Origin of the sequence: Microbacterium sp. UBA837, from assembly GCF_002296025.1 — a bacterium.
GTDB lineage: Bacteria > Actinomycetota > Actinomycetes > Actinomycetales > Microbacteriaceae > Microbacterium.
Window position 1 is genome coordinate 1 of record NZ_DBHD01000106.1, and the last position, 20032, is coordinate 20032.

Here is a 20032-nt window from a genome sequence, read left to right on the forward strand (position 1 = left end):
GGGCGGACCGCGCGACGCCACTCCTCGGGGTCGTCCTGGTTCTCGACGAAGGTCGTCTCGATGCCGAGCTTGGCCAGGGTGTACTTGAAGAGGTTGTACGTGCCGCCGTAGATCGAGCTCGACGAGACGATGTGGTCGCCGGCCTGCGCGATGTTCAGGACAGCGAAGGTCTCCGCAGCCTGACCGGACGAGACGAGGAGAGCGCCGCTGCCGCCCTCGAGCGCCGCGACACGCTGCTCCACGACATCCTGCGTCGGGTTCATGATGCGGGTGTAGATGTTGCCGAACTCGGCCAGAGCGAACAGGTTCTGGGCGTGGTCGGCGTTGTCGAACACGTACGAGGTGGTCTGGTAGATCGGGGTCGCGCGCGACTTGGTGGTCGGGTCGGGTGCGGCGCCGGAGTGGATCTGCTTGGTCTCGAACTTCCAGTTCTCGGGTGCGGACATGATGTGCTCCTTGAGTCTTCGGGGTCGGTCGGCGGGTCGACCGGCCACCACCGAGAGTACGAACACGAGCCGTTGTCAACAACAGCGCGGAAATGTGACGTAACACTCCGGCGCTCTCCCGGCAGCTAGCGTTGACGCATGACCAGACGTGCTGTGGTGACGGGAGCCAGTTCGGGTATCGGTGCTGCGACGGTTCGCCGGCTGCGCTCGAGCGGGTGGGACGTGGTCGCTGTGGCGCGGCGCGCCGACCGCCTGGCGGCACTGGAGGAAGAGACAGGCGCCGTCGCGTTCGCGGCGGACCTCACGACGGATGCCGACGTCGACGCTCTTGCGCAGTTCCTCGCCGGCTCCGGACCCGTGCACGCCCTGGCGCACGTCGCCGGCGGAGCCCGCGGCACCGACCGGGTCGAAGACGGGAACGTGTCCGACTGGCAATGGATGTACGACGTCAACGTCCTCGCGGTGCAGCGACTCACGCGTGCGCTGCTGCCGCAGCTGCGGCAGGCTGCGGCATCCGACTCTCACGCCGACCTCCTCTTCGTGACCTCTACCGCCGCGCAGGTGGCCTACCCCGGAGGCGGCGGGTACAACGCCGCCAAGGCAGCCGAGTCGATGCTTGTCAGCGCCCTGCGCCTCGAGCTGAACGGCGAGCCGCTGCGCGTCGTCGAGATCGCCCCCGGGATGGTCTACACCGAGGAATTCACTCTGAACCGTGTCGGCGGTGATCGCGAGCGTGCGCAGGCGGTCTATGAGGGCGTGCAGAACCCGCTCACCGCCGATGACGTCGCCGACGTCATCGGCTACGCCCTGGAGGCGCCGGGCCACGTGAATCTCGACCTCGTCACCATGCGTCCCGTTGCCCAGTCGGCGCAGCACCTGCTGGCCCGCGGTCCGCTCCGGCCCCGCCTCCCGTAGCCCGACCGCTCGCCCTGCACCACCGGTCACGAGTGTGCGGTCGTTGTGTGCGGATGCTGCGCATTTATGTGCCGCAGTTGCGCACAATAGCAGCACACATGTGAGACTGCGCCGCGCTCGGGTGAGCGGTCAGGTGAGCTGGGAGCTGCCCCGGGTCGCGTCGAGTTGACTCGTATCGGTGTCGGCGAAGGCCACCTTCGGGACGAACAGCAACAGCAGGGCCGCGAGGAACCCGCCGCCGGCGCAGATAGCCCAGACGGCGAGATAGCCGCCGAGGGATGCTGCGGTCTCGCTGGCAACTGCTCCGGCGCCTGCAGCCAGCAGCACACCGAACACGGCTGACGCGAAGGCGCCGCCCACAGTCTTGGTGGTGTTGGTGAGCGCCGACGCGATCCCGGTCTGTCCGCGGGGCGCCGCAGCTGCCGCAGCAGCCGGAAGCGCTCCGACGAGGGCTCCGGAGCCGAGGCCCGCGACCATGAGGTTCAGCAGGACCTGCCACAGCTCGACGTGGAACGGCAGGAACAGCGTGTAGCCGATGCCGACCAGAAGCGAGGCGCCGATCAGGATGAGTCGCGGGTTGGCGCGCCGGGACAGGACGGCGAAGATGATGGCGCCGATGATGAGGGAGAGCAGGTAGACGCCGATGACGTAGGAGCGCTGCGAGGCAGACAGTCCAAGACCGTAACCGAGGGAGGAATCGGTGCCCGCGTACGTCGACAGCGGCCCCTGGGCGCCGAGCAGGCTGATTCCCACGAGGAAGGCCGTCGTCTGCACCGGCCACATCTCGGGACGGCGCAGGACGCGGATGTCGATGGCGGGGTCGTCCTGGCGCAGTTCAAACTTCACGAACCAGACGAAGACGGCAATGCCCGCGGCGAAGAGGGCCACCACCCACCACCACGCGTTCTCGCCGAGGTCGAGCTGCGGGATCATGCGCATGTAGACGAGGGCGCCGGTGACCAGCAGCAGGCCCCAGGTCAGCAGCACGAACCCCCACGTGTCCAGGCGCCGGCCGGGCGTCGGCTCGGACTCGGGAACGCCGAGCCAGATGACACCGGCAATGAGGGTGACCGCGATCGCGGGGATCATCATCGTGACGGTGAGATCGCCGCCGGTGGCTTCGAAGATCGCTCCTGCGGCCAAGGCGCCGGCTATCGCACCGGCCTGCAACCCGACGACCAGGAGCCCGGCTGCGCGCCGAGTGGAAGAGACACCCCGATTCTGGCGGCGACCGCGCTCGAAGATGAGCGCGACCTCGAGGGGCAGCCAGACGACGTAGAACCCCTGCAGTGCCCAGGCGATCAGGAACGTCCAGAAGTCTCCCGCGAACACGAGCCACCAACTGGCAGCGGCGGTCAGGATCGACGAGATCAGCAGGATGCGCTTGTGCCCGTACATGTCGCCGAGCTTCGCGAGAATCGGAACGACGATCGCAGACAGCAACAGCTGGGCTGCCTCGAACCAGTTCACGTCCGAGTCATGGATGCCGAGGTCGATGACGATGTCGCTGAAGAGCGGAACGTAGTAGCCCTGGATGATGCCGCTGACGAATTCGACGAGGATGAACCAGCCGATCAGCCCTGCAGTGATTCCCAGGCCCGTTCCGCGCAACCGGTCGAGGGCGGATGCGGCGGGCATGCCCGCGAGAATAGCACCGCGGCCGCGCCTAGTCTGGTGCGGGGGCAACCGAGAGGAGAACCGGTGACGACCGAGCGGGAAACGTTGACGTGGCAGGGTTTCGGAGATGCGACGCGCGAGCTCTCCCGCACGATCGTGGCTGACGGGTTCATGCCCGACGTGGTAGTCGCCATCGCCCGCGGCGGGCTCCTGCCTGCCGGTGCCATCGCCTACGGCCTGGGAATCAAGAACTGCGGGGCGATCAACGTCGAGTTCTACACCGGCATCGGCACTGTGCTCCCCGATCCCGAGCTTCTTCCTCCCGAGATGGATATGGCCTACCTCGATGGCCGGCGCGTCCTGCTCGTGGATGACGTCGCCGACAGTGGGCGTACGCTCGACCTCGCGGTGCGCCTCCTGACCGATCGAGGCGCGATTGTGCGCAGCGTCGTCATCTACACGAAGCCGACGACGATCATCCGTCCGGACTGGTCGTGGAAAGACACCGACCTGTGGATCGATTTCCCGTGGTCGTGGCAGGGGTCGGTCATCGAGCAGGATGCCGCGGTGAGGGAATCGGCCTGACCCATGGCGATGTCTCTGCCAGAGCTCGCCGACGCGGGTCTGATCGACAGTGGCTGGGCCGATGCGCTCTCCCCGGTCGCCGATCAGATCGCGGGCATCGGGGAGCGCCTGCGGGCCGAGGTCGCGGCGGGGCGGCGCTACCTGCCGGCAGGAGATCGGGTCCTTCGCGCCTTCGCCCGGCCGCTGGCGGACGTGCGGGTCCTCATCGTGGGGCAGGATCCGTACCCGACGCCGGGTCATCCCATCGGTCTCTCGTTCGCTGTCGACGCCCACGTCAGGCCCCTGCCCCGAAGCCTCGCGAACATCTACCGAGAGCTCGACGACGACCTCGGCATCCCGCCTGCTTCGCACGGCGATCTGTCGGCTTGGAGCGATCAGGGCGTCATGCTGCTGAACCGCGTCCTCACGGTGTCGCCGGGCGCTCCCGGCTCGCACCGTGGCTGGGGGTGGGAGGCTGTCACGGAGCACGCGATTCGCACGCTGGCAGCACGCGACCACCCCCTTGTCGCCATCCTGTGGGGGAGGGATGCCGGGGGCCTGCGCTCGCTGCTGGGATCGACTCCGATCATCGAGTCGCCGCATCCCTCGCCCCTGTCTGCAAGCCGCGGATTCTTCGGATCGCGACCCTTTTCCCGTGCCAACGAGCTGCTCGAGCAGCAGGGCGCGGATCCGATCGACTGGCGCGTGGAACCGTCGGCGTAGGCTGATCTCATGCTGGAAGAGGAATACGAGAAGAAGCGGCGGCTTCCCTTCCATCTGCGACGGCGGCCGGAGCCCGAAGGGCCGTTCAGCTACGTCATCCGTGCCGCGGAGGAACGCGACATCCCCGACATTCGGGAGATCTACAACTACTACGTGCGCAACTCCGTCGTGACCTTCGATGAGAAAGTGTGGTCGATCGCCCAGTGGCGCGAGAAGTTCGCGTTTCTGCGCAAACTTGACCTGCCCTTCCTGGTGGCACAGTCACCGTCAGGCCAGATCCTGGGGTACGCGCTCGTCCAGCCTTGGGCAGGGAAGTCGGCTTATCGCTACACCGTGGAGAATTCCATCTACCTCGGTCAGGCAGCTGCTGGAAAGGGGCTCGGGCGGGCCCTGCTCGAGGCGCTCATCGAGGCCTGTCAGCGGAAGGGTATTCGCGAGATCGTCGCAGTCATCAGCGACAAAGGCGCTGAGGCGTCAGTGGCACTCCACGAGCGGCTGGGCTTCACGGAAGTCGGCCGGATGGGCCGCGTCGGCTTCAAGTTCGGGCGGTGGCTGGGAACGATCTACCTCCAGAAGTCGCTCAAGCCGGTGAAGAAGGGGCTCTTCCGTCGCGGCGGTCCTCCGCGGGAGTCTCGCCCGGGGGAGTGATCGAGGGGATCGCCGCCAGGAGCGCCCGCGTGTAGTCAGCCTCCGGTGCGTGCAAGACGCGGGAGGTCTCGCCCCGCTCCACGATCCGTCCGTCCTTCATGACCACCACCCGATCGCACAGGTTCTGCACGACTCCGATGTCGTGGGAGACCATGATGATCGTCATCCCCTCGTCCTGTCTGAGTCGGTCGAACAGACCAAGGATCTGGGCTCTCACCGTGACATCGAGCGCCGACAGCGGCTCGTCACCGACGAGCAGGCGGGGGCGGTGCACGATCGCTCGCGCGAGAGCGATTCGTTGACGCTGACCCCCAGAGAACTCGCGCGGGAACCTGTCGGCCGCCGCGGCATCCAGACCTACCTGTGTGAGGACCTCCCGCACCCGCGCTCGCCGGTCCCCGGTGACGCCAAGCGCCCACAGCGGTTCGCCGACGATGCGCCCCACGCTCATACGAGGATCGAGCGAGGCGTAGGGGTCCTGAAAGACGATGCCGGTCTCCCGACGAAGCCACCGCAGCGATCTCGCCGATGACGACGCGTCTACCTCGCGGCCGTCGATGTGGACCGAACCTGAGGTCGGTCTGTCCAGGCCGAGGAGGAGCCGGACAAGGGTGGATTTGCCCGACCCGGACTCGCCAATGACGCCAAGGGCGTGTCCTTCTTCGAGCGTGAGGTCGACAGCATCCAGCGCCGTTGTGACAGCGGGCTTCGCGAAAAGCCGCGTGGACGGGGTGCGGTGACGTCGGGTGAGACCCTCGGCGCGGACGAACTCGGTGCTCATGCGTCGCTGCCCTCGCCCCGCCACAGCGTCGCGGTAGCGTCCCTGAGCAGTCCCTGGGTGACAGTCGCGCGGGGCTCGCTGAGCAGGCGGGAAACCTCGCCGGCCTCGACGACGCGACCGCGCTCGAGTACCACCGCCTGGGTCGCGATCTGCGCGAGCACTGCAAGGTCGTGAGTAATGAACAGCAGCGACATGTCCTCGTCGGCGGTGAGGCCGCGCAACAGATCGAGGATCTCGGCCTGCACTGTCGCATCGAGCGCCGTCGTCGGTTCGTCGGCGATGAGCAGCCGGGGCCTGCATGCGAGTGCCATGGCGATAGCCACGCGCTGGCGCTGGCCCCCGGAGAGCTGGTGCGGATAGCGCTTGATGATGGCCTCGGGCTCGGGCAGCATCACGCGAGCGGCCTCGGCGATGGCACGCTCCCGAAGCTCGCGGCCTCGCAAGCGCTCGTGGATGCGAACCGACTCTGCGATCTGACGTCCGACTGTCCGGACAGGATTGAGAGCTGTCAGGGGATCTTGGAACACGATTCCGATCTCGTCGCCCCGGAGCTTGGCGAGCGCCCGCTCCTCAAGGCCGAGGATCTCCTGTCCCTGCCACCTGACGCTTCCCGACGCCGTCGCACCTTCGGGCAAGAGGCCCATGATCGCGAGCGCCGTCAGGGACTTGCCTGATCCGGATTCACCGATGAGTCCCACAGCGCCGCCGTTCGGGATCCCGAACGAGACACCGTCGACGACGCGCTCGCCGCCGATCTCGACGGTGAGGCCCTGCACTTCGAGGCTCATGAGACCACCTCGGGCATATGCGTGCGCGACGCACGCGCTGCGCCGGTCCTGGAGACCAGAGTCGGGTCGGATGCCTCTCGGATGCCATCGCCGAGCAGGTTCAGCCCGAGCACCGTCACCGTGATCGCCAGCCCCGGCCAGAGAACGGCGAGCGGGTAAACGGTGAGGTAGTCCTGGAGATCCTGAAGCAGGACTCCCCAGGAGGGCTCGGTCACTGGAGCACCGAACCCGAGGTACGACAACCCGGCTTCGGCGAGCACAGCGACTGCCATCGCCCACGACAGCTGCACGATGAACACCGGTGCGACGTTCGGGAGGAGGTGGCGCCACAGATTCTGCGTCGGGCTGAGGCCGGCCGCAGTTCCTGCGAGCACGAAATCGCTGTGCAGGACGCGTCGCAGCTCGGGTCGCGTGACGCGGGCGATGTTGACGCCGAAGCCGATTCCCACCGACCAGATCACGACCCACAGCGACCCGCCCCACACGGCGGAGATCATCATGGCCACGAGCAGCACGGGGAACGCCACAAGGATGTCGATGAGGACCGCCACCGATTCGCGAACCCAGCGCGTGGTGAGAGCGCCAAGGCTCGCCAGGGCGATTCCGAGCACTGTGGCCACGACCGCCGACCCGGCTGCCACCCAGAGCGTCGTCCCTGCGCCGGCCATCACGAGGCTCAGGATGTCGCGCCCCGCGCCATCCGTACCGAGCAGGTGCGGCCAGCTGGGCGGAAGCCAGCGGTCTTGCACGTTGACCTGCTGCGGATCGAACGGTGTCCATATCCAGGCGATCAGAGCCACCAGGATGATTCCCACGACAACGCAGATCCCGAAGCGTCCCGTCGGCACCGCCCATACGCGACCGAGCCACCGCGCCCGAGTCGGTTGCTGGGGTGTGCGGCGATCGCCATCCGGAGGGGGAGTCACGACGCCTCCCGTTGCCTGGGATCGAGAATCCGGTGGAGTAGGTCGACGAAGAATCCCACGATCAGTACGAAGCCCGTGAGGGCCAGCAACTCGCCCTGCACCTTGGGTAGATCACGTGCGCCAACATCGTCAACCAGCATGCGGCCGATGCCGGGAAGGGAGAAGAGCTGCTCGATGATGACTGCGCCCACGATGATTCCGGCGACCTGGAGCCCGAGGACCGTGATGACCGACAAACCGACGTTCGGCAGGCCGTGCCGGATGAGCGCCGTGGTGCGGGTCAGCCCCTTGGCAGCTGCTGTGCGCACGTAATCCTGTCCGACGGCTTGGAGCGTCGCACTGCGCACGAAGCGAAGCAGCATGGCGCCTTCCACGATCCCGATCGTGACAGCGGGGAGGATCAGCGAGCGCACCGCGGCGGCCGGGTCGTCCCATCCGTTGCGCGGGAACCCCTGCGCCGGCAGCCACCCCAGCCATACGGCGAAGACGACGACAAGCATCATGCCGGCCCACACCACCGGCACAGCCGCGACGGTCTGCGCGCTGACACTCATGATGGTGCCGCGGCGGTGGCCGCGCCAGATCGCGGAGGCCACACCGAGCGGAACGCTGAAGAGAACCGCGATGGTCAGCGAAAGGATGCCGAGGGGCACCGTGACCTGAGCCTTCTCGGCGAGTTCTTCTGCCACCGGGGTGCCGGTCAGTAGCGACGCGCCAAGGTCTCCCCGAAGGACCCCGCCCACCCAGTCGAGATACTGCGCGATCAACGGCTTGTTCAGCCCGAGCTGCTCCCGGATGCCCTCGATCTGCGCAGGCGTGCTGTTTGTGCCCGCGATCAGCTGGGCTACGTCTCCGGGAAGAACACGAAGCGTCACGAAGATGATCGCGCTTGCCACGGCGAGCCCCACCGCGAGCAGCCCGAGCCGGGTCACGACGTACCGGGTCACGGGTCGCTCCGGATGAGCGACACCGCCCGCGCCGCCGGGGCGGGCGCGGGCCGACGCATCACGATGACCCCGTCAGTCTCGCCTCAGCCCGCGATCTTGGCGAGGTTGGCGAGGTTGAGTCGTTCGTTGACGTTGATGGAGGGCATCCCGGTGACGTTCGTTCCGACGGCGACGATGGATGCGCCGTTATAGAGCCAGTCTGCGGCTGCGTCTTCGGAAACGATCCGGGCAGCCTCGGCCAGGAGGGCTGCAGCTTCGGTCTCGTCAGTTGCGGCAAGCGACTCCTGGTAGAGCTCCTGCACCTCGGGGTTGTCGTAGGTGAAGTAGTAGTCGGGGTTCGCCCAGTTCTCGAAGTCGCGGGCTTCGGTGTGCAACACGAAGCTGAGGTCGTAGTCCTTGTTGATGTAGACGTCGTTGATCCAGGTCGGGAAGTCGACGCTGTTCACCGTGAGGGTGATACCTACCTCGTTGAGGTCGGAGACGAGTATCTGCGGGATCGTCGTCGGGTAGAAGGACGGGATCGTGAGCGTCAGATCGAGATCCTCGGCGCCTGCGTCTGCGAGTAGCTGCCGCGCGGCGTCGGGGTCGTACGGTGCGACGTCGGAGAGGTCCTCATAGCCGGGGTCAAGTTCCGGGATCGGGCCGTAGAGAGTCTGGCCCGCGCCGAATGCGTCGGTGAATGCAGAGTGGTCGATCGCCTGACGGATCGCCTGCCGCACGCGCTGATCTGCCAGCGGGCTGCCGGCGGACTGGTTCATCGCGAGCGTGCCTTTGTCGGTCGACTGCCCGAGCACGACCTCGAAACCGCCGTCTGCTTCGATCTGCTCGGTGAAGTTGGCGTCGAACCCCGTGACGACGTCGACCTCGCCGGCCAGTGCCGCGTTCAGGGCAGCCTGCGTTTCGGGGATGTAGTCGAACACCACTTCTGCCGTGGCTGCCGGTTCGCCCCAGTACGCGTCATTGCGGACGAACGTGATCGAGTCGCCCTGGCGCCACGAGTCGAGCAGGAACGGGCCGGTGCCGTTGGCGGCGGTGGCGTACTCGACGGTGTCGCCCTCCTTGAGGATCAGCCCGGCACGACCGGTCAGGTTCCACAGCAGGCTTGAGTCGGGTTCGGAGAGGGTGAGCGTGATGTCCTGCCCCTCGGCGGTGATCGACGCAATGTTTGCGAGGCGAGCCGAGTCAGCCCATTCCGGGGTGTCGCGGCGAGTGGTGAGCGACCACACGACATCCTGCGGAGTGAGTTCCTGCCCGTCGCCGAAGGTCACACCCTCGCGCAGAGAAAACGTGTACGTCAGCCCATCCGGCGACACGTCGTACTCTTCGGCGAGAACAGGGACGATGTCTTGCTCCGGGGTGCGGCCGACGAGCCCCTGGTAGACGTTGTCGATGAGGATCTGGTCGAGCGCGGCGCCCGCGGTCTGCCGGATGTCGAGGTTCCCCGGTTCCAGAACGAGCCGGATCGCGACAGATGCGTCAGGGTCAGGAGCCCCCGTCGCCGTCGATGCGGGGTCACTGCTTCCGGTGCAGGCTGTCAGAACGAGGGCGCTCGCGGCGAGCAAGGCCGACGCGGCCAGAGCGGTGCGGCGGAACATGGGAGTCCTTTCCGGGGGGCATCCGCTGCGAAGGTGGTGGGCACGCGGAGCACGAAGGGGATCTGCGGTAGATAACTCTAGGGTCCGGTTGCTGTGTTCCCCTCATCGAGAGGCGAACGTGACGTCATCGTTGCCCGGCGCCGCGCAGCTCCGTGATGGTTTGAGCGAGTGCAAGCGGAGCCTCTTCCTGCACGTTGTGACCCGTGGGGAGGGTGACGACGACGGCATCGGGCCGGCGCCTCGCGAACTCCGCCGCATCTTCGCTCGTCACGAAGCCTTGTTCGCCGCGGATCAGCGACAGCGGCGCTGTCACGGCGGCGATATCGTTCCATCCCGTCGCCGACAGGATCTCGGAGAGCGCATCCTGCTGCGCGTCGACCTGGGCGGCAAGCTCGGGCGCTGCCGCGAGGGCCGACGCCAGGTGAGCGAAGTGGTGCTTCCATTCGACGCGTCCGTCTTCGCGTACTCGCGAGTTCAGGTACACCCCGCGTTCGGCCTTCTCGCGGGTACCCCCACCGAGGCCGAAGGCCAGTGCGCGATCAACCAACTCGTCGCGGCTGGCCCAGTCGGTCGGTCCCGCGAAGAACGCCCGGATCTGCGCAGCCTCTGCGTTGGGATCGATGCCCGGGGTGATGTCGATCATGATCAGTTGCGTCACGAGCTCGGGAACGGATGCCGCCAGCGCAGCACCGGTCAGACCCCCCAGCGAGTGTCCGACGACGAGCTGTGGCGCCGACGTCCACGCCCGGATGCCCGTTGCCACATCCGGAGCGAGGTTCGCCGCGGTATAGGCGGCGTCAGGCCGCCAGGACGAATCGCCGTGGCCGGGGAGGTCGATCGCGAGGGCGGGCAGACCCAGCGCCAGGATCGTCGAGTCCCAGGTGTGGGCGTTGAGGCCCGCGCCGTGGACAAAGGTGACCACTGGCGGTGTGTCACCGAAGCGGAGGGCGCTCAGGGTGCGTCCGTCGTCGAGAGCGAGGGAAATGCGCTCGACCGGTGGGAGATCGCCTGCCACTCCGACGCTGCGAGCGTCAGTGGCCAGAAACCGGAACTCATCGTCGGGCGTGGTCATCGCTGTCCGTCCTCGGCTGCTTGGGCGTGGCTTGGGCAATGACACTATTGTGGCCCCGCTCTGGCGGCGGCGACGACCGGGTGCGCGCAGCCGCAGGTCACTCTGCCCGGGATAGGGTCGAGGAACGTGAGCACACTCGACATCTCCGGCGCAATCAACTTCCGGGACACCGGTGGTCTGCCGGCCGGCGCCTCGCGGACGCGGGCGGGTGTGCTGTACCGGTCGGGGAACCTCGCGCGGCTCGATGAGGACGGCATCCGTGCTTTCTCGGGTCTCGGCATCCGTCGCGTCATCGACCTTCGCGACGACGCCGAAGTCGCCGGCGCGCCCAGCCGATTCGATGACCGCGAACTCGTGGTCCAGCGGGTTCCGCTGTTTCTGGGTTCGGTGGCCTCGTTCTTCGTCGAGGACGTTCCGCTCACGGAGATGTATCGCCGCCTCGTGGAGGACTCCGCGGCCCGTGTGGTCGAGGTCGTTCGTGGCGTTCTCGCCGATCAGCCGGTCCTGGTGCACTGCACGGTCGGCAAAGACCGCACGGGAGTCACCGTGGCCATCACGTTGGCAGCTGCGGGGGTCGACCGGGACGCCGTAGTCGCCGACTATGCGCGGACGGAGGCGCTCTTGCCGCCCTCGCGCAACCGCGACGTGGTCGCGCGCATCCGGCAGTTCCACCCGGAGTCAGTCAACCTCGAGGAACTGGCGACGAAGTCGCCGGCGGCGGCGATGTCGAGGCTCCTCGCGAGCTTGGACGCCGCGTACGGATCGCCGCGAGACTACCTGCGCGCCCACGGCATGAGCGATGACGAACTCGTCGCGCTGGACGAGGTGCTCATCGACTGACGGCTCTCTTCGGCCGCTGCCGCGGGATGTAGTTGCCGTCCGCGAGGCCCGCCTCGATCTCGAACCGGTTGCGCAGCGGGTTACGGCCGGCGAGCTGGTACAGCAGCGGCATGAGCATCCCATACCGCCGCCATTGCCTGGCGTGGACGAGCTCATGCCGCAGCACGCGCGGGCCGTCGTTGTCGGCAGTGAGGTAGCAGGCGCCGACGCAAACGCCGCCACGCGGGAACGTCCACGAGGGCATGCCGGAAAAGACATACAGCACCGTGTCGTCGGCGCCTCGATGCTGCCGCACCCTGCCGGTGCTCCACAGGAACCCCCAGACGAAGCCGATGGCGGTTCCGACGACGGCGCCGGCGCGCGAAACCGAGGAGTCCAGCAGCGGAAGCCAGCGATCCAGCATCCGACCTCGCGCGACGGCTCGCTCCGCGCTAGCCTCCCACCCCGGTGGCGGGGTTGGAATCGGGGTCACGCCACGGCCCCGACCAGGCGCAGGATCGTCGGCATGTCCTCGATCGCGGCATCCGCAGACGCGGGAGAGAACTCTGCGATCGTCGCCCCCGCGAGGGGGAAGCGGTCACGCAGGGCTCGGACGGCGGCGATGACCTCGCTGGCAGTCGGCCCGAACGGAACGGGCAAGGACACCCCTGTCATGACGGAGGGATCGAGGACGTCGAGGTCGATGTGAACGTAGACCCGTGACGCGCCGGTGTCGGCCACAGCGGCGACCAGCGCCTCGGGATCCACCAGGTCCCCGGGCAGCACCCGGCGAATGCTGTGTTCATCGATGTACTGCTGCTCGGCGTCGTCCAGTTCCCGAGTGCCGGCCAACACGAGCCGATCGGGCGTCAGGATGCCGCGGGCAAGTCGGAGCCGATCCGCTCCGTCTCCGAGAGCTGCGCGCAGCACCATGCCGCAAAACGCTCCGCTGGGTGAGGACTCCGGGGTGTTCAGATCGGCGTGCGCATCGAGCCAGACGACCGCAACATCCTCGGCGGCGACGGCCTCCAGTGCACCGAGGGACACCCCGCAGTCCCCGCCGATCACCACCACCGGTTCCGATCTAGCGGCTACGGCATCCCGAACCAGGTCGCGGATGCGTCCGAGTGAGCTGGCGCGACGGATGCCCGTGTCCAGACTTTCACCGGCTTCGACCGGCACCTCCAAGCGGGTGCAGGCCGAAGCCGGGAGGTCGCCCGCGATGGCTTCGGCGCCGTCGATCAGCTGCATCGCGCGAGCCGACCCGGAGCCCTGCCACTGCGGGGTGATGACGAAGTGAGCCATCGGCGAGTTCGATCAGCCTTCGATGGCGGGCTTCGCGGCGCCGCCGGACTTCAGAGCGGCCAGACGAGCTTCGACCTCCGTGAGTTCGCCAAGGTCCTCGAGGCTCTCGAACTGGGCGTCCAGGCTCGAGGCGGCAAGTTCGGTCTTGCCCTGCGCGATAGCTTCCTGGCGGCGTACCTTCTCTTCGAAGCGGCCGAGCTCGCTCGTCGGGTCGAGGACGTCGATCGACTTGACGGCATCGACCACCTTCGTCTGAGCCTCGGCGGTCTTCTGACGCGCGACCAGCTCGGCGGACTTGGCCTTGAGCTGCTCGAGCTTCTGCTTCATGCCGTTAAGGCCGTCCTTGAGCTTGTTCACGACCTCGGTCTGCGACGCGATCTGCGGTGCTGCTGCCTTCGCCGAGTTCTCGGCTGCGATCTGGCGCTGGAGGGCAACCTTGGCGAGATTGTCGAACTTGTCAGCATCCACGGAATCGCCCGCCGCGCGGAACTCATCGGCCTTGCGGCTCGCGGCAAGCGCCTTGTTGCCCCAGTCAGACGCTGACTGCAGGTCTTCCTGGTGGTCGCGCTCGAGCAGGCGCAGGTTGCCGATCGTCTCAGCGATTGCAGCCTCGGCGTCCGCAATGTTGTTGGTGTAGTCGCGCACCAGCTGATCGAGCATCTTCTGCGGGTCCTCGGCCTGGTCGAGCATCGCGTTGATGTTCGCCTTCACGAGGGTGGAGATGCGTCCGAAGATGGACTGCTTTGCCATCGGTGTGTCCTTTCGTCTGGATGTGAGTGGTGATGATCGTGCCTAGAAGCGGCCTCCGCCGCGGCGGCCCCGGGATCCCCCGCCGCCGAATCCACCGCCGCGGGATCCGCCGCCGAATCCGCCGCGGCCGGAACCCCCGCCGAATCCGCCGCGGCCGGAACGCCCGCCGAATCCGCCGCCCATGGCGCCGCCGAATCCACCGCGCCGCGAACCGCCGCCGCCGGAGAGGATCGAATTGAGCACGATGCCGCCGAGGACCGCGCCCATCATGCCGTTCGATCCACCGCTGCGGGAGCCGCCGTACCCGCCGACGTCGAAGGCCCCCACATCGCGCTGCGCGGCCTGGATCGCCTGCGCCGCGAGCTGCTCGGCGCGCTGCGCGTGCGGGATGGCCTGCGCCGGATCGGAAACCTGGACCTGCTGCGCGGTGGCCAGGCTCGCGCGCGCCTCGGCCAGCCTCGTCCGGGCCTGTGCGCCGACCGCGCCGCGCCGGGCAGCGATGAAGTCGTCTGCAGCGGAGATCTGAGCACCTGCCTGCGCCGTGATCTGCGCGAGCGCTTGCTGGGCTCGCAGCGCCTGGGCCTGAGCATCCCGCGCTGCTTGCAGCACCTCGTCAATCTGCCGGTCCGCCTCCTGGAGTGCGTGCAACGCCGCGAGCGGGCGCTGCTGGGAGGCATCCAAGAGAGCGCGGGCCGACGCGACCTGTTGCGTCGTGCTGGCAGCCACGCTGGCCAGACGCCCATCGGGATCGGGAAGTGCGCGCGCGGTAGCGATGTCGGCCTCGAGCTCGGCGATGACGCTCTGCGCGGTCGTTGCAGCCTGCCGCAGGTCCCGTGCCAGCGTGTCGATCGCGTGCTCCAGCTGCAGTGCTTGGGCTATAGCATCCTCGGCGCCGCGAATCGCGACCGCTGCCTCTGCTGTCTTGCCGGCAGCGAGGTCCTGCCGGGCTTTGGAGAGCGCAGTGTCAGCGAAGGCGATGCGCTCGCGGACCTGCTCGGGGTTGTCAGCAACGGTCGCAATGGCGTCCGGGTGAAACGATGCCTCGAGGTCAGAGAGCGCGCGTTCAGCGCCGGCTATGCCGGCTGAGGCTTCTTCGCGGTCCTGGGCAACGCGCTCGAGCGCTTGCGGAGCGGTGCGCTCCAGCTCGCGCAGTGCTTCGAATTCCGCGGCCTTCTCATCGAGCGCTGCGTTCGCCTTCTTGCACAGGTCGAGAATCGCGAGGTTCCACTCGCGGATCTGAGCCTCAGTGTCGGGTTCGGCATCGTCGAGGCGCTGCTGCAGTGAGAACGCCTCCGTGAGGCTTGTTCGTGCAGCAGCGAGGGTCTTCTCGAACTCGGCAGCTGCAGCGTCGCCGAACTGCGCGCGAGCGAACCCGAGTTCCTGGGTGCTGGTCGTGATGGCATCGTCGGTTGCGACGAGTGCCGATGCGGCGCGCCGCGCGAGCTCGTCGAGGCTCACCGCCTGCGGATCAGCTTTTCGCTTTCGCCGCGAACGGATGACGATCCACAAGACCAGGCCAGCAAGGGCGGCAACCACGATGACGAGCAGCACGACCGCGAAGAAACCGCCGCCCCCGGATCCGCCGGTGAGCGCTGTCTCAAAGCTATCGGCTGCCGTTGTGATCGCCCCGAGGTAGTCACCGGAGCTGAGGAAGGGCTTGAGATCCGCCTCGATTGCCAGCAGTTGGTCTTCGCTCAGAGGACCCGACGAGTCAGCTGAGATGGTGAACTGCCGGGAGTCGGTAGCAACCGCGAGAAGGTACTGGCTTTGCCCGAGCCCGTTGTCATACGCAACGGCATCAGCCCACTCGTTCCTGTCGGACGGATTGGTGAAGTCGTCGACGAATACGGCATAGAGATCAACCCCGGTCGACGCGTAAAGATCTGCCAGCCGGGCGTTGGCCGCTGCCTCATCTGACGTGCTGAGCGCATCGACCTCGTCGAGCACGTACGCAGAGTCGAGCGTGACCGGGTCGGTCGCGAACGCGGGTGCCGCGGCGCTGAGCAGCGCCGCGAGCGCGACAGTGAGCGCGCTCGCGACCGCCCCGAACGACCACCGAGTCGGCATTGATTTCCCTCCTGGCGCGCCACAGCCTGCGCCCTTCGATCCTATTGATGCCGTGCGCCCGTGCGGAAGCGCTCCGCGGGGCGCACCGGATCCTCACAGCGTGCGTCGTAGGGTGAGTGCCCGGAAGGCAGGTGCGGTGGTGGATGATCGCTATGGAACTGACGTGCTCGCAAACGGCTGGCGCGGCCACGGGCGCTCCGAGAGTGCGAGCGTGCCGGCAGAGCGGGGTCTTGTCATCGAGGTGCAGGCAGACGGATTCTGTGGCGCGGTGACCCAGGCGGATGCCGCGACCGTGGAGCTCGAGGACCGCTTCGGGATGCGACGCAGATTTCCGCTGGGACCCGGATTCCTCCTGGACGGCTCGCACGTCGTGCTCGTCGCTCACCGGCCCGCTGCATCGCGGCAACCCCAGCGCACGGCATCCGGTTCGTTCGCGGCTCCCCAACAGCGGGCGCGCGTCGCCCGGGCAAGCCGCATCCTCGTCGAGGGTCGCCATGACGCGGAGCTGGTGGAAAAGGTCTGGGGAGATGACCTGCGTGCCGAGGGTGTTGTGGTCGAGTACCTCGAAGGAATCGACCGCCTCGCCGCCATGCTCGATGAGGAGCCCCCATCGGCGAGCCGCCGGTACGGCATCCTTGTCGATCACCTCGTTCCGGGCTCGAAAGAGGCGCGCATTGCCGCGGAGATCACCCGCGGACGGCATGGCAAGAGCGTTCTCATCGTCGGCCATCCCGAGATCGACGTCTGGCAATGCGTCAGGCCCAGGTCGCTCGGGCTTCGCGCGTGGCCGACCGTCCCACGCGGCGTCGACATCAAGGTCGGGACGTGCCGCGCCCTCGGTTGGCCGAGCGATACCCCCGCGGACCTGGCGCGTGCCTGGCGTCGGATCCTCGGTGCGGTCGACAGCTACCGGGACCTCGAACCCAGCTTGCTCGGCCGCGTGGAAGAGCTGATCGATTACGTCACAGAACCGCAGTAGGGCACGCCGCACGACAGGTGAATGGAGCGGCACGAGGTTCCCAGCTCGGTGCTGGCATACTAAGAAGAAGGGGTTCTCGCCTCCTTTTGTGTGCGCGAAAGGTCACCAGTGGTTCCCACCTCTCGACAGGATGTCGCGCTCTCCCCTCGGAGAGCCCCCTCCTCCCGGAGATGGCGAGGCGTTCCTCGCGCTCTCGGTGCATGGCTTGCCGACCTGACCTCGCCGCGCGTCGGCGTTGAACCGATCGCATCGGGGACGCTGACAAAGGTCGTCGGAATCTGGGCGATCGGCCGCGCAGTGAACTTCGGGCTGCTGTGGATGTTCTTCGAGATCTCGCGCCTCGCCGACCTGGGATTCGGTCCGTTCGGCATCCACGTGCGCAGCTTTCTCACGTTCCTCACGGGGTGGGATGCCGACCATTACCTCAACATCGCACGCACCGGCTATCCGATCCGGCTTCCGATGGAGGAGGGGATCGTCCAGACCAACGACTGGGCGTTCCTCCCGGTCCTGCCGTTTCTCGAGCGGGTGGGTTCTGACCTCACCGGCGTGAACGAGGGAATCATCGGGGTCATCGTGAGCATCGCGGCAAGCCTCGGCGCGACCCTCGTGCTCTTCCTCCTGCTGAGGCGCGTGACCACGCCGCAGGCATCCTGGTGGGGCATCGTGCTGTTCACGTTCGCCCCGCTCTCCTTCGTCTACGTGCTCGCGTACGCCGAGTCGCTCTTCCTGCTGCTCGTTTTCACAGCCCTGCTCCTCGCGATCAAGCGCCAGTACCTCCTCATCCTGCCCGTGGGTGTGCTCGCCGCCTATACCCGCCCCGGCGTCCTCGCTCTTGCGCTGGGTCTTGGCATCGTGTTCCTGGTGCGGTGGATGCAGCACCGCACCGATCCATTCCCCTGGACCCAGCGCCTCAGCCTTGCTGCGAGCGGGATAGCGATCGCGTCGGCGGGTCTGTCGTGGACCTACATCGCCGATGCCGTCACCGGCATTCCGCACGCCTACGTTCGCACCGAGACCGCCTGGTGGATTCCCCTCGTCGGTACCGGCGACTTCGTGCCGTTGACGCCGTGGTTCCGGTTCTTCGGCACGTACCTCAACGTGTTCGGCATCCTCGTCGTGCTGGCGATCATGGCGGCGTTCGCCTGGTGGATCTTCTCCAAGCCGACGCGCAAGCTGGGCCTGGTGATCGTCGCGTACGCGGCTAGCTACGGCCTCTACCTCTTCGGCGTCTTCCTGCCGCAGCAGTCGACTTTCCGCCTCATGATGCCGCTCTCACCGCTGCTCGGCGACGAGCGCTTCTCATCGACGCAGCATCGCAGGCAGTGGCTCCTGCTGGGCTGTCTCGGTCTGCAGGTGGTGGCGGTGTTCCTGCTGTGGACCATCGGGTATCCGTGACCGGTCGGGCGCCTGCTGTGACATCTCCCCATGAGGCCCCGACGGGATTTCGTCTGAAACCGGTCTCGTTCGTCCGCCGAAGCGGCCGGATGTCGGAGGCGCAACAGCGGGCCTGGAACGAGGTCAGTCCTCGCATGCTCATCCCCGTCGAACGGGATGCTGCCTCAACGAGCATCCGGGCCGAATCGACAATCGACCCGGCGACGGTGTGGGGACGGACGGCGCCACTGATCGTCGAGATCGGGTCGGGCCAGGGGCACGCGATCGTACACGCGGCAACGGCCCGGCCGGAAGCGAACTTCCTTGCTGTTGAGGTCTTCCGCGCCGGCCTCGCGCGCACCATGCTCGATGCCGACCGGGCGAACCTCGAGAACCTCCGACTCGTGGAGGGCAACGCTCCCGAGGTTCTCGAGCATCTGTTGCCTTCGGCATCCGTCGACGAACTGTGGATCTTCTTCCCTGACCCCTGGCACAAGAAGAAGCACGTCAAGAGGCGGCTGGTGACCGCCGAGTTCGCGGCGCTCGCGGCGTCCGTTCTGCGTGCGGATGGCGTTCTTCGACTCGCCACGGACTGGCAGGACTACGCCGACCAGATGGTTACGGTGCTGGACGCTGCGCCGGGCTTCACTCGCGCCTTCGACGGCGAGTGGGCGCCCCGCTTCGACGGGCGCGTGCTCACGGCTTTCGAGCGCAAGGGCACTCGTGCCGGGCGCGAGATCCGTGACCTCACCTACCGGCGGTCTGCGTGAGCAGCCACGCGGATGCCGCGCACAGTGCCCCGCATAGGCTTCCTGCGCTCTCGTGGCGCGTCCTTCCGGCCTCGCTGGTCGTACTGGCAGCTCCAGCGTTCTTCGTCGCGCTGATCCCGTGGCTCGGGTGGACGCTCCTGGCTGCGGGCCTGATCGCGGCGGTCCTGGTGGAGCGGTTCGCGCCCGCTACGGTCCGCCTGACCACACGGGCGGGGGAGCGGTCGGATACGGCCCGGGCCGTGTCTCGCGAGCCCTCGATCGTTCGGGATCTCTCGCTCATTGCGATGGGGATGCTGATCGTCAGTGCCATCCCGCTCAAGGCCGAGCTCGACAACCTCGCCATCGTGCGTTTCGCGGTGGCACTCGGGGGAGCGGTGGCAGTTCCGTATCTCGTCTCACGGTTCGTCTACCGAGATCGGGCGATCGGATTCCCGTGGCGAGGTGGCGGGCGCTGGACGTGGTTTCAGTGGGCGTGGCTTGTGGGCGTGCTCGTGCTCGGGTGGCTCATCCTGCCGTTTTACTTCATCACCTCGGGTGTGTACCTGAACTGGCCGGTGGTTGACACTCCCGACCTCATCGCCCGGCTGTTCGTCGGCGTGGGTGCCGTGGGCATCTGGGATGAGCTCTTCTTCATCTGCACGGTCTTTGTCCTGCTGCTCCGGCACATGCATCCGATCACCGCGAACCTGCTTCAGGCAATCGTGTTCGTCTCGTTCCTGTGGGAGCTCGGCTACCAGGCGTGGGGCCCGCTCCTGACGATCCCGTTCGCCCTCCTCCAGGGCTACATCTTCCTCGTCACCCGCTCACTCGCGTACGTCGTCACCGTGCATCTGCTCTTCGACGCGGTGGTCTTCGCCGTCCTCGTCCACGCCCACAATCCGGGCCTGTTCGACGGGTTCTTTCTCGTCTGATCGTTCACGCGAGTTGGTGTTCGTTCAGGCGA

Annotated in this window: 21 protein-coding genes; 9 read left to right on the top strand and 12 right to left on the bottom strand. The window is 67.3% G+C overall.

The window, feature by feature from the left end; all coding sequences use genetic code 11:
- On the bottom strand, positions 1-446 hold a 446-nt coding region (locus B3587_RS07795), incomplete at its 3' end, for a PLP-dependent transferase (RefSeq protein WP_292727662.1).
- 138 nt (positions 447-584) lie between these two features.
- Between B3587_RS07795 and B3587_RS07800 the strand changes: the two genes are divergently transcribed.
- The gene (locus tag B3587_RS07800) at positions 585-1361 is read left to right on the top strand and encodes an SDR family oxidoreductase (RefSeq protein ID WP_292727664.1); all 777 of its coding nucleotides are present in this window, start codon (positions 585-587) and stop codon (positions 1359-1361) included.
- Between the two features lie 129 nt (positions 1362-1490).
- Here the strand turns inward: B3587_RS07800 and B3587_RS07805 are convergent, their stop codons facing one another.
- Positions 1491-2999 carry an MFS transporter gene (locus B3587_RS07805; RefSeq protein WP_292727666.1) on the bottom strand — a complete coding sequence of 503 codons (1509 nt, stop codon included), beginning with the start codon at positions 2997-2999 and terminating at the stop codon, positions 1491-1493.
- 63 nt (positions 3000-3062) lie between these two features.
- Between B3587_RS07805 and B3587_RS07810 the strand changes: the two genes are divergently transcribed.
- From B3587_RS07810 to B3587_RS07820, 3 genes are read left to right on the top strand one after another with little or no spacing between them, the layout of a single operon-like run.
- Positions 3063-3563, top strand: a complete 501-nt coding sequence (locus B3587_RS07810) for a phosphoribosyltransferase (protein ID WP_292727668.1) — start codon at positions 3063-3065, stop codon at positions 3561-3563.
- A gap of 3 nt (positions 3564-3566) precedes the next feature.
- On the top strand, positions 3567-4265 hold the full coding sequence (locus B3587_RS07815; RefSeq protein WP_292727670.1) for a uracil-DNA glycosylase: 699 nt from the start codon (positions 3567-3569) through the stop codon (positions 4263-4265).
- A 9-nt stretch (positions 4266-4274) separates the two neighbouring features.
- On the top strand, positions 4275-4913 hold the full coding sequence (locus tag B3587_RS07820; RefSeq protein WP_228177621.1) for a GNAT family N-acetyltransferase: 639 nt from the start codon (positions 4275-4277) through the stop codon (positions 4911-4913).
- Here B3587_RS07820 and B3587_RS07825 read toward each other — a convergent pair.
- From B3587_RS07825 to B3587_RS07850, 6 genes are all read right to left on the bottom strand, one after another.
- A complete protein-coding gene (locus tag B3587_RS07825) occupies positions 4846-5694 on the bottom strand; it encodes an ABC transporter ATP-binding protein (protein WP_292727673.1) in 849 nt (282 codons plus the stop codon). The genes B3587_RS07820 and B3587_RS07825 overlap by 68 nt on opposite strands.
- The gene (locus B3587_RS07830; RefSeq protein ID WP_228177623.1) at positions 5691-6482 is read right to left on the bottom strand and encodes an ABC transporter ATP-binding protein; all 792 of its coding nucleotides are present in this window, start codon (positions 6480-6482) and stop codon (positions 5691-5693) included. The genes B3587_RS07825 and B3587_RS07830 overlap by 4 nt, the downstream gene beginning before the upstream one ends.
- Entirely contained in the window at positions 6479-7408 is a 930-nt protein-coding gene (locus B3587_RS07835) for an ABC transporter permease (protein WP_228177624.1), read from the bottom strand. The genes B3587_RS07830 and B3587_RS07835 overlap by 4 nt, the downstream gene beginning before the upstream one ends.
- Positions 7405-8355, bottom strand: a complete 951-nt coding sequence (locus B3587_RS07840; RefSeq protein WP_292727676.1) for an ABC transporter permease — start codon at positions 8353-8355, stop codon at positions 7405-7407. The genes B3587_RS07835 and B3587_RS07840 overlap by 4 nt, the downstream gene beginning before the upstream one ends.
- An 83-nt stretch (positions 8356-8438) precedes the next feature.
- Positions 8439-9950 carry an ABC transporter substrate-binding protein gene (locus B3587_RS07845; protein WP_228177626.1) on the bottom strand — a complete coding sequence of 504 codons (1512 nt, stop codon included), beginning with the start codon at positions 9948-9950 and terminating at the stop codon, positions 8439-8441.
- A 124-nt stretch (positions 9951-10074) separates the two neighbouring features.
- Entirely contained in the window at positions 10075-11022 is a 948-nt protein-coding gene (locus B3587_RS07850; RefSeq protein ID WP_292727677.1) for an alpha/beta fold hydrolase, read from the bottom strand.
- A gap of 126 nt (positions 11023-11148) precedes the next feature.
- On the opposite strand from B3587_RS07850, the gene B3587_RS07855 reads away from it, so the two are divergent.
- On the top strand, positions 11149-11862 hold the full coding sequence (locus B3587_RS07855) for a tyrosine-protein phosphatase (protein ID WP_292727679.1): 714 nt from the start codon (positions 11149-11151) through the stop codon (positions 11860-11862).
- On the opposite strand, the gene B3587_RS07860 is transcribed toward B3587_RS07855, so the two are convergent.
- The 4 genes from B3587_RS07860 to B3587_RS07875 all read right to left on the bottom strand — a co-directional run bounded on the left by B3587_RS07860 (position 11852) and on the right by B3587_RS07875 (position 15963).
- Entirely contained in the window at positions 11852-12265 is a 414-nt protein-coding gene (locus B3587_RS07860) for a Fe-S oxidoreductase (RefSeq protein ID WP_228177629.1), read from the bottom strand. The two genes, B3587_RS07855 and B3587_RS07860, sit on opposite strands and share 11 nt — an antisense overlap.
- 65 nt (positions 12266-12330) lie before the next feature.
- Positions 12331-13146, bottom strand: a complete 816-nt coding sequence (locus tag B3587_RS07865) for an arginase family protein (protein ID WP_292727681.1) — start codon at positions 13144-13146, stop codon at positions 12331-12333.
- 12 nt (positions 13147-13158) lie between these two features.
- Positions 13159-13896: a PspA/IM30 family protein gene (locus tag B3587_RS07870; protein WP_228177631.1), complete on the bottom strand. Its 738-nt coding sequence runs from the start codon at positions 13894-13896 to the stop codon at positions 13159-13161.
- A gap of 42 nt (positions 13897-13938) precedes the next feature.
- A complete protein-coding gene (locus tag B3587_RS07875; protein WP_292727684.1) occupies positions 13939-15963 on the bottom strand; it encodes a TPM domain-containing protein in 2025 nt (674 codons plus the stop codon).
- Between the two features lie 139 nt (positions 15964-16102).
- Here B3587_RS07875 and B3587_RS07880 point away from each other — a divergent pair, with 139 nt between their 5' ends.
- From B3587_RS07880 to B3587_RS07895, 4 genes are all read left to right on the top strand, one after another.
- Positions 16103-16942, top strand: a complete 840-nt coding sequence (locus B3587_RS07880; RefSeq protein ID WP_292727686.1) for a DUF3097 domain-containing protein — start codon at positions 16103-16105, stop codon at positions 16940-16942.
- A 108-nt stretch (positions 16943-17050) separates the two neighbouring features.
- Positions 17051-18340, top strand: a complete 1290-nt coding sequence (locus B3587_RS07885; protein ID WP_228177634.1) for a mannosyltransferase family protein — start codon at positions 17051-17053, stop codon at positions 18338-18340.
- Between the two features lie 89 nt (positions 18341-18429).
- Complete coding sequence (gene trmB / locus B3587_RS07890) at positions 18430-19089, top strand: tRNA (guanosine(46)-N7)-methyltransferase TrmB (protein WP_228177635.1); 660 nt, start codon at positions 18430-18432, stop codon at positions 19087-19089.
- Complete coding sequence (locus B3587_RS07895) at positions 19086-20000, top strand: CPBP family intramembrane glutamic endopeptidase (protein WP_374198005.1); 915 nt, start codon at positions 19086-19088, stop codon at positions 19998-20000. Before trmB ends, B3587_RS07895 begins: the two co-directional genes overlap by 4 nt.
- The last annotated feature ends 32 nt before the right edge of the window (positions 20001-20032 follow it).

Coding starts and splice junctions, on each gene's coding strand:
- B3587_RS07800 (WP_292727664.1), top strand. CDS start 585: ATGACCAGACGTGCTGTGGTGACGGGAGCCAGTTCGGGTATCGGTGCT.
- B3587_RS07805 (WP_292727666.1), bottom strand. CDS start 2,999: ATGCCCGCCGCATCCGCCCTCGACCGGTTGCGCGGAACGGGCCTGGGA.
- B3587_RS07815 (WP_292727670.1), top strand. CDS start 3,567: ATGGCGATGTCTCTGCCAGAGCTCGCCGACGCGGGTCTGATCGACAGT.
- B3587_RS07820 (WP_228177621.1), top strand. CDS start 4,275: ATGCTGGAAGAGGAATACGAGAAGAAGCGGCGGCTTCCCTTCCATCTG.
- B3587_RS07825 (WP_292727673.1), bottom strand. CDS start 5,694: ATGAGCACCGAGTTCGTCCGCGCCGAGGGTCTCACCCGACGTCACCGC.
- B3587_RS07830 (WP_228177623.1), bottom strand. CDS start 6,482: ATGAGCCTCGAAGTGCAGGGCCTCACCGTCGAGATCGGCGGCGAGCGC.
- B3587_RS07845 (WP_228177626.1), bottom strand. CDS start 9,950: ATGTTCCGCCGCACCGCTCTGGCCGCGTCGGCCTTGCTCGCCGCGAGC.
- B3587_RS07850 (WP_292727677.1), bottom strand. CDS start 11,022: ATGACCACGCCCGACGATGAGTTCCGGTTTCTGGCCACTGACGCTCGC.
- B3587_RS07860 (WP_228177629.1), bottom strand. CDS start 12,265: ATGCTGGATCGCTGGCTTCCGCTGCTGGACTCCTCGGTTTCGCGCGCC.
- B3587_RS07865 (WP_292727681.1), bottom strand. CDS start 13,146: ATGGCTCACTTCGTCATCACCCCGCAGTGGCAGGGCTCCGGGTCGGCT.
- B3587_RS07870 (WP_228177631.1), bottom strand. CDS start 13,896: ATGGCAAAGCAGTCCATCTTCGGACGCATCTCCACCCTCGTGAAGGCG.
- B3587_RS07875 (WP_292727684.1), bottom strand. CDS start 15,963: ATGCCGACTCGGTGGTCGTTCGGGGCGGTCGCGAGCGCGCTCACTGTC.
- trmB (WP_228177635.1), top strand. CDS start 18,430: ATGTCGGAGGCGCAACAGCGGGCCTGGAACGAGGTCAGTCCTCGCATG.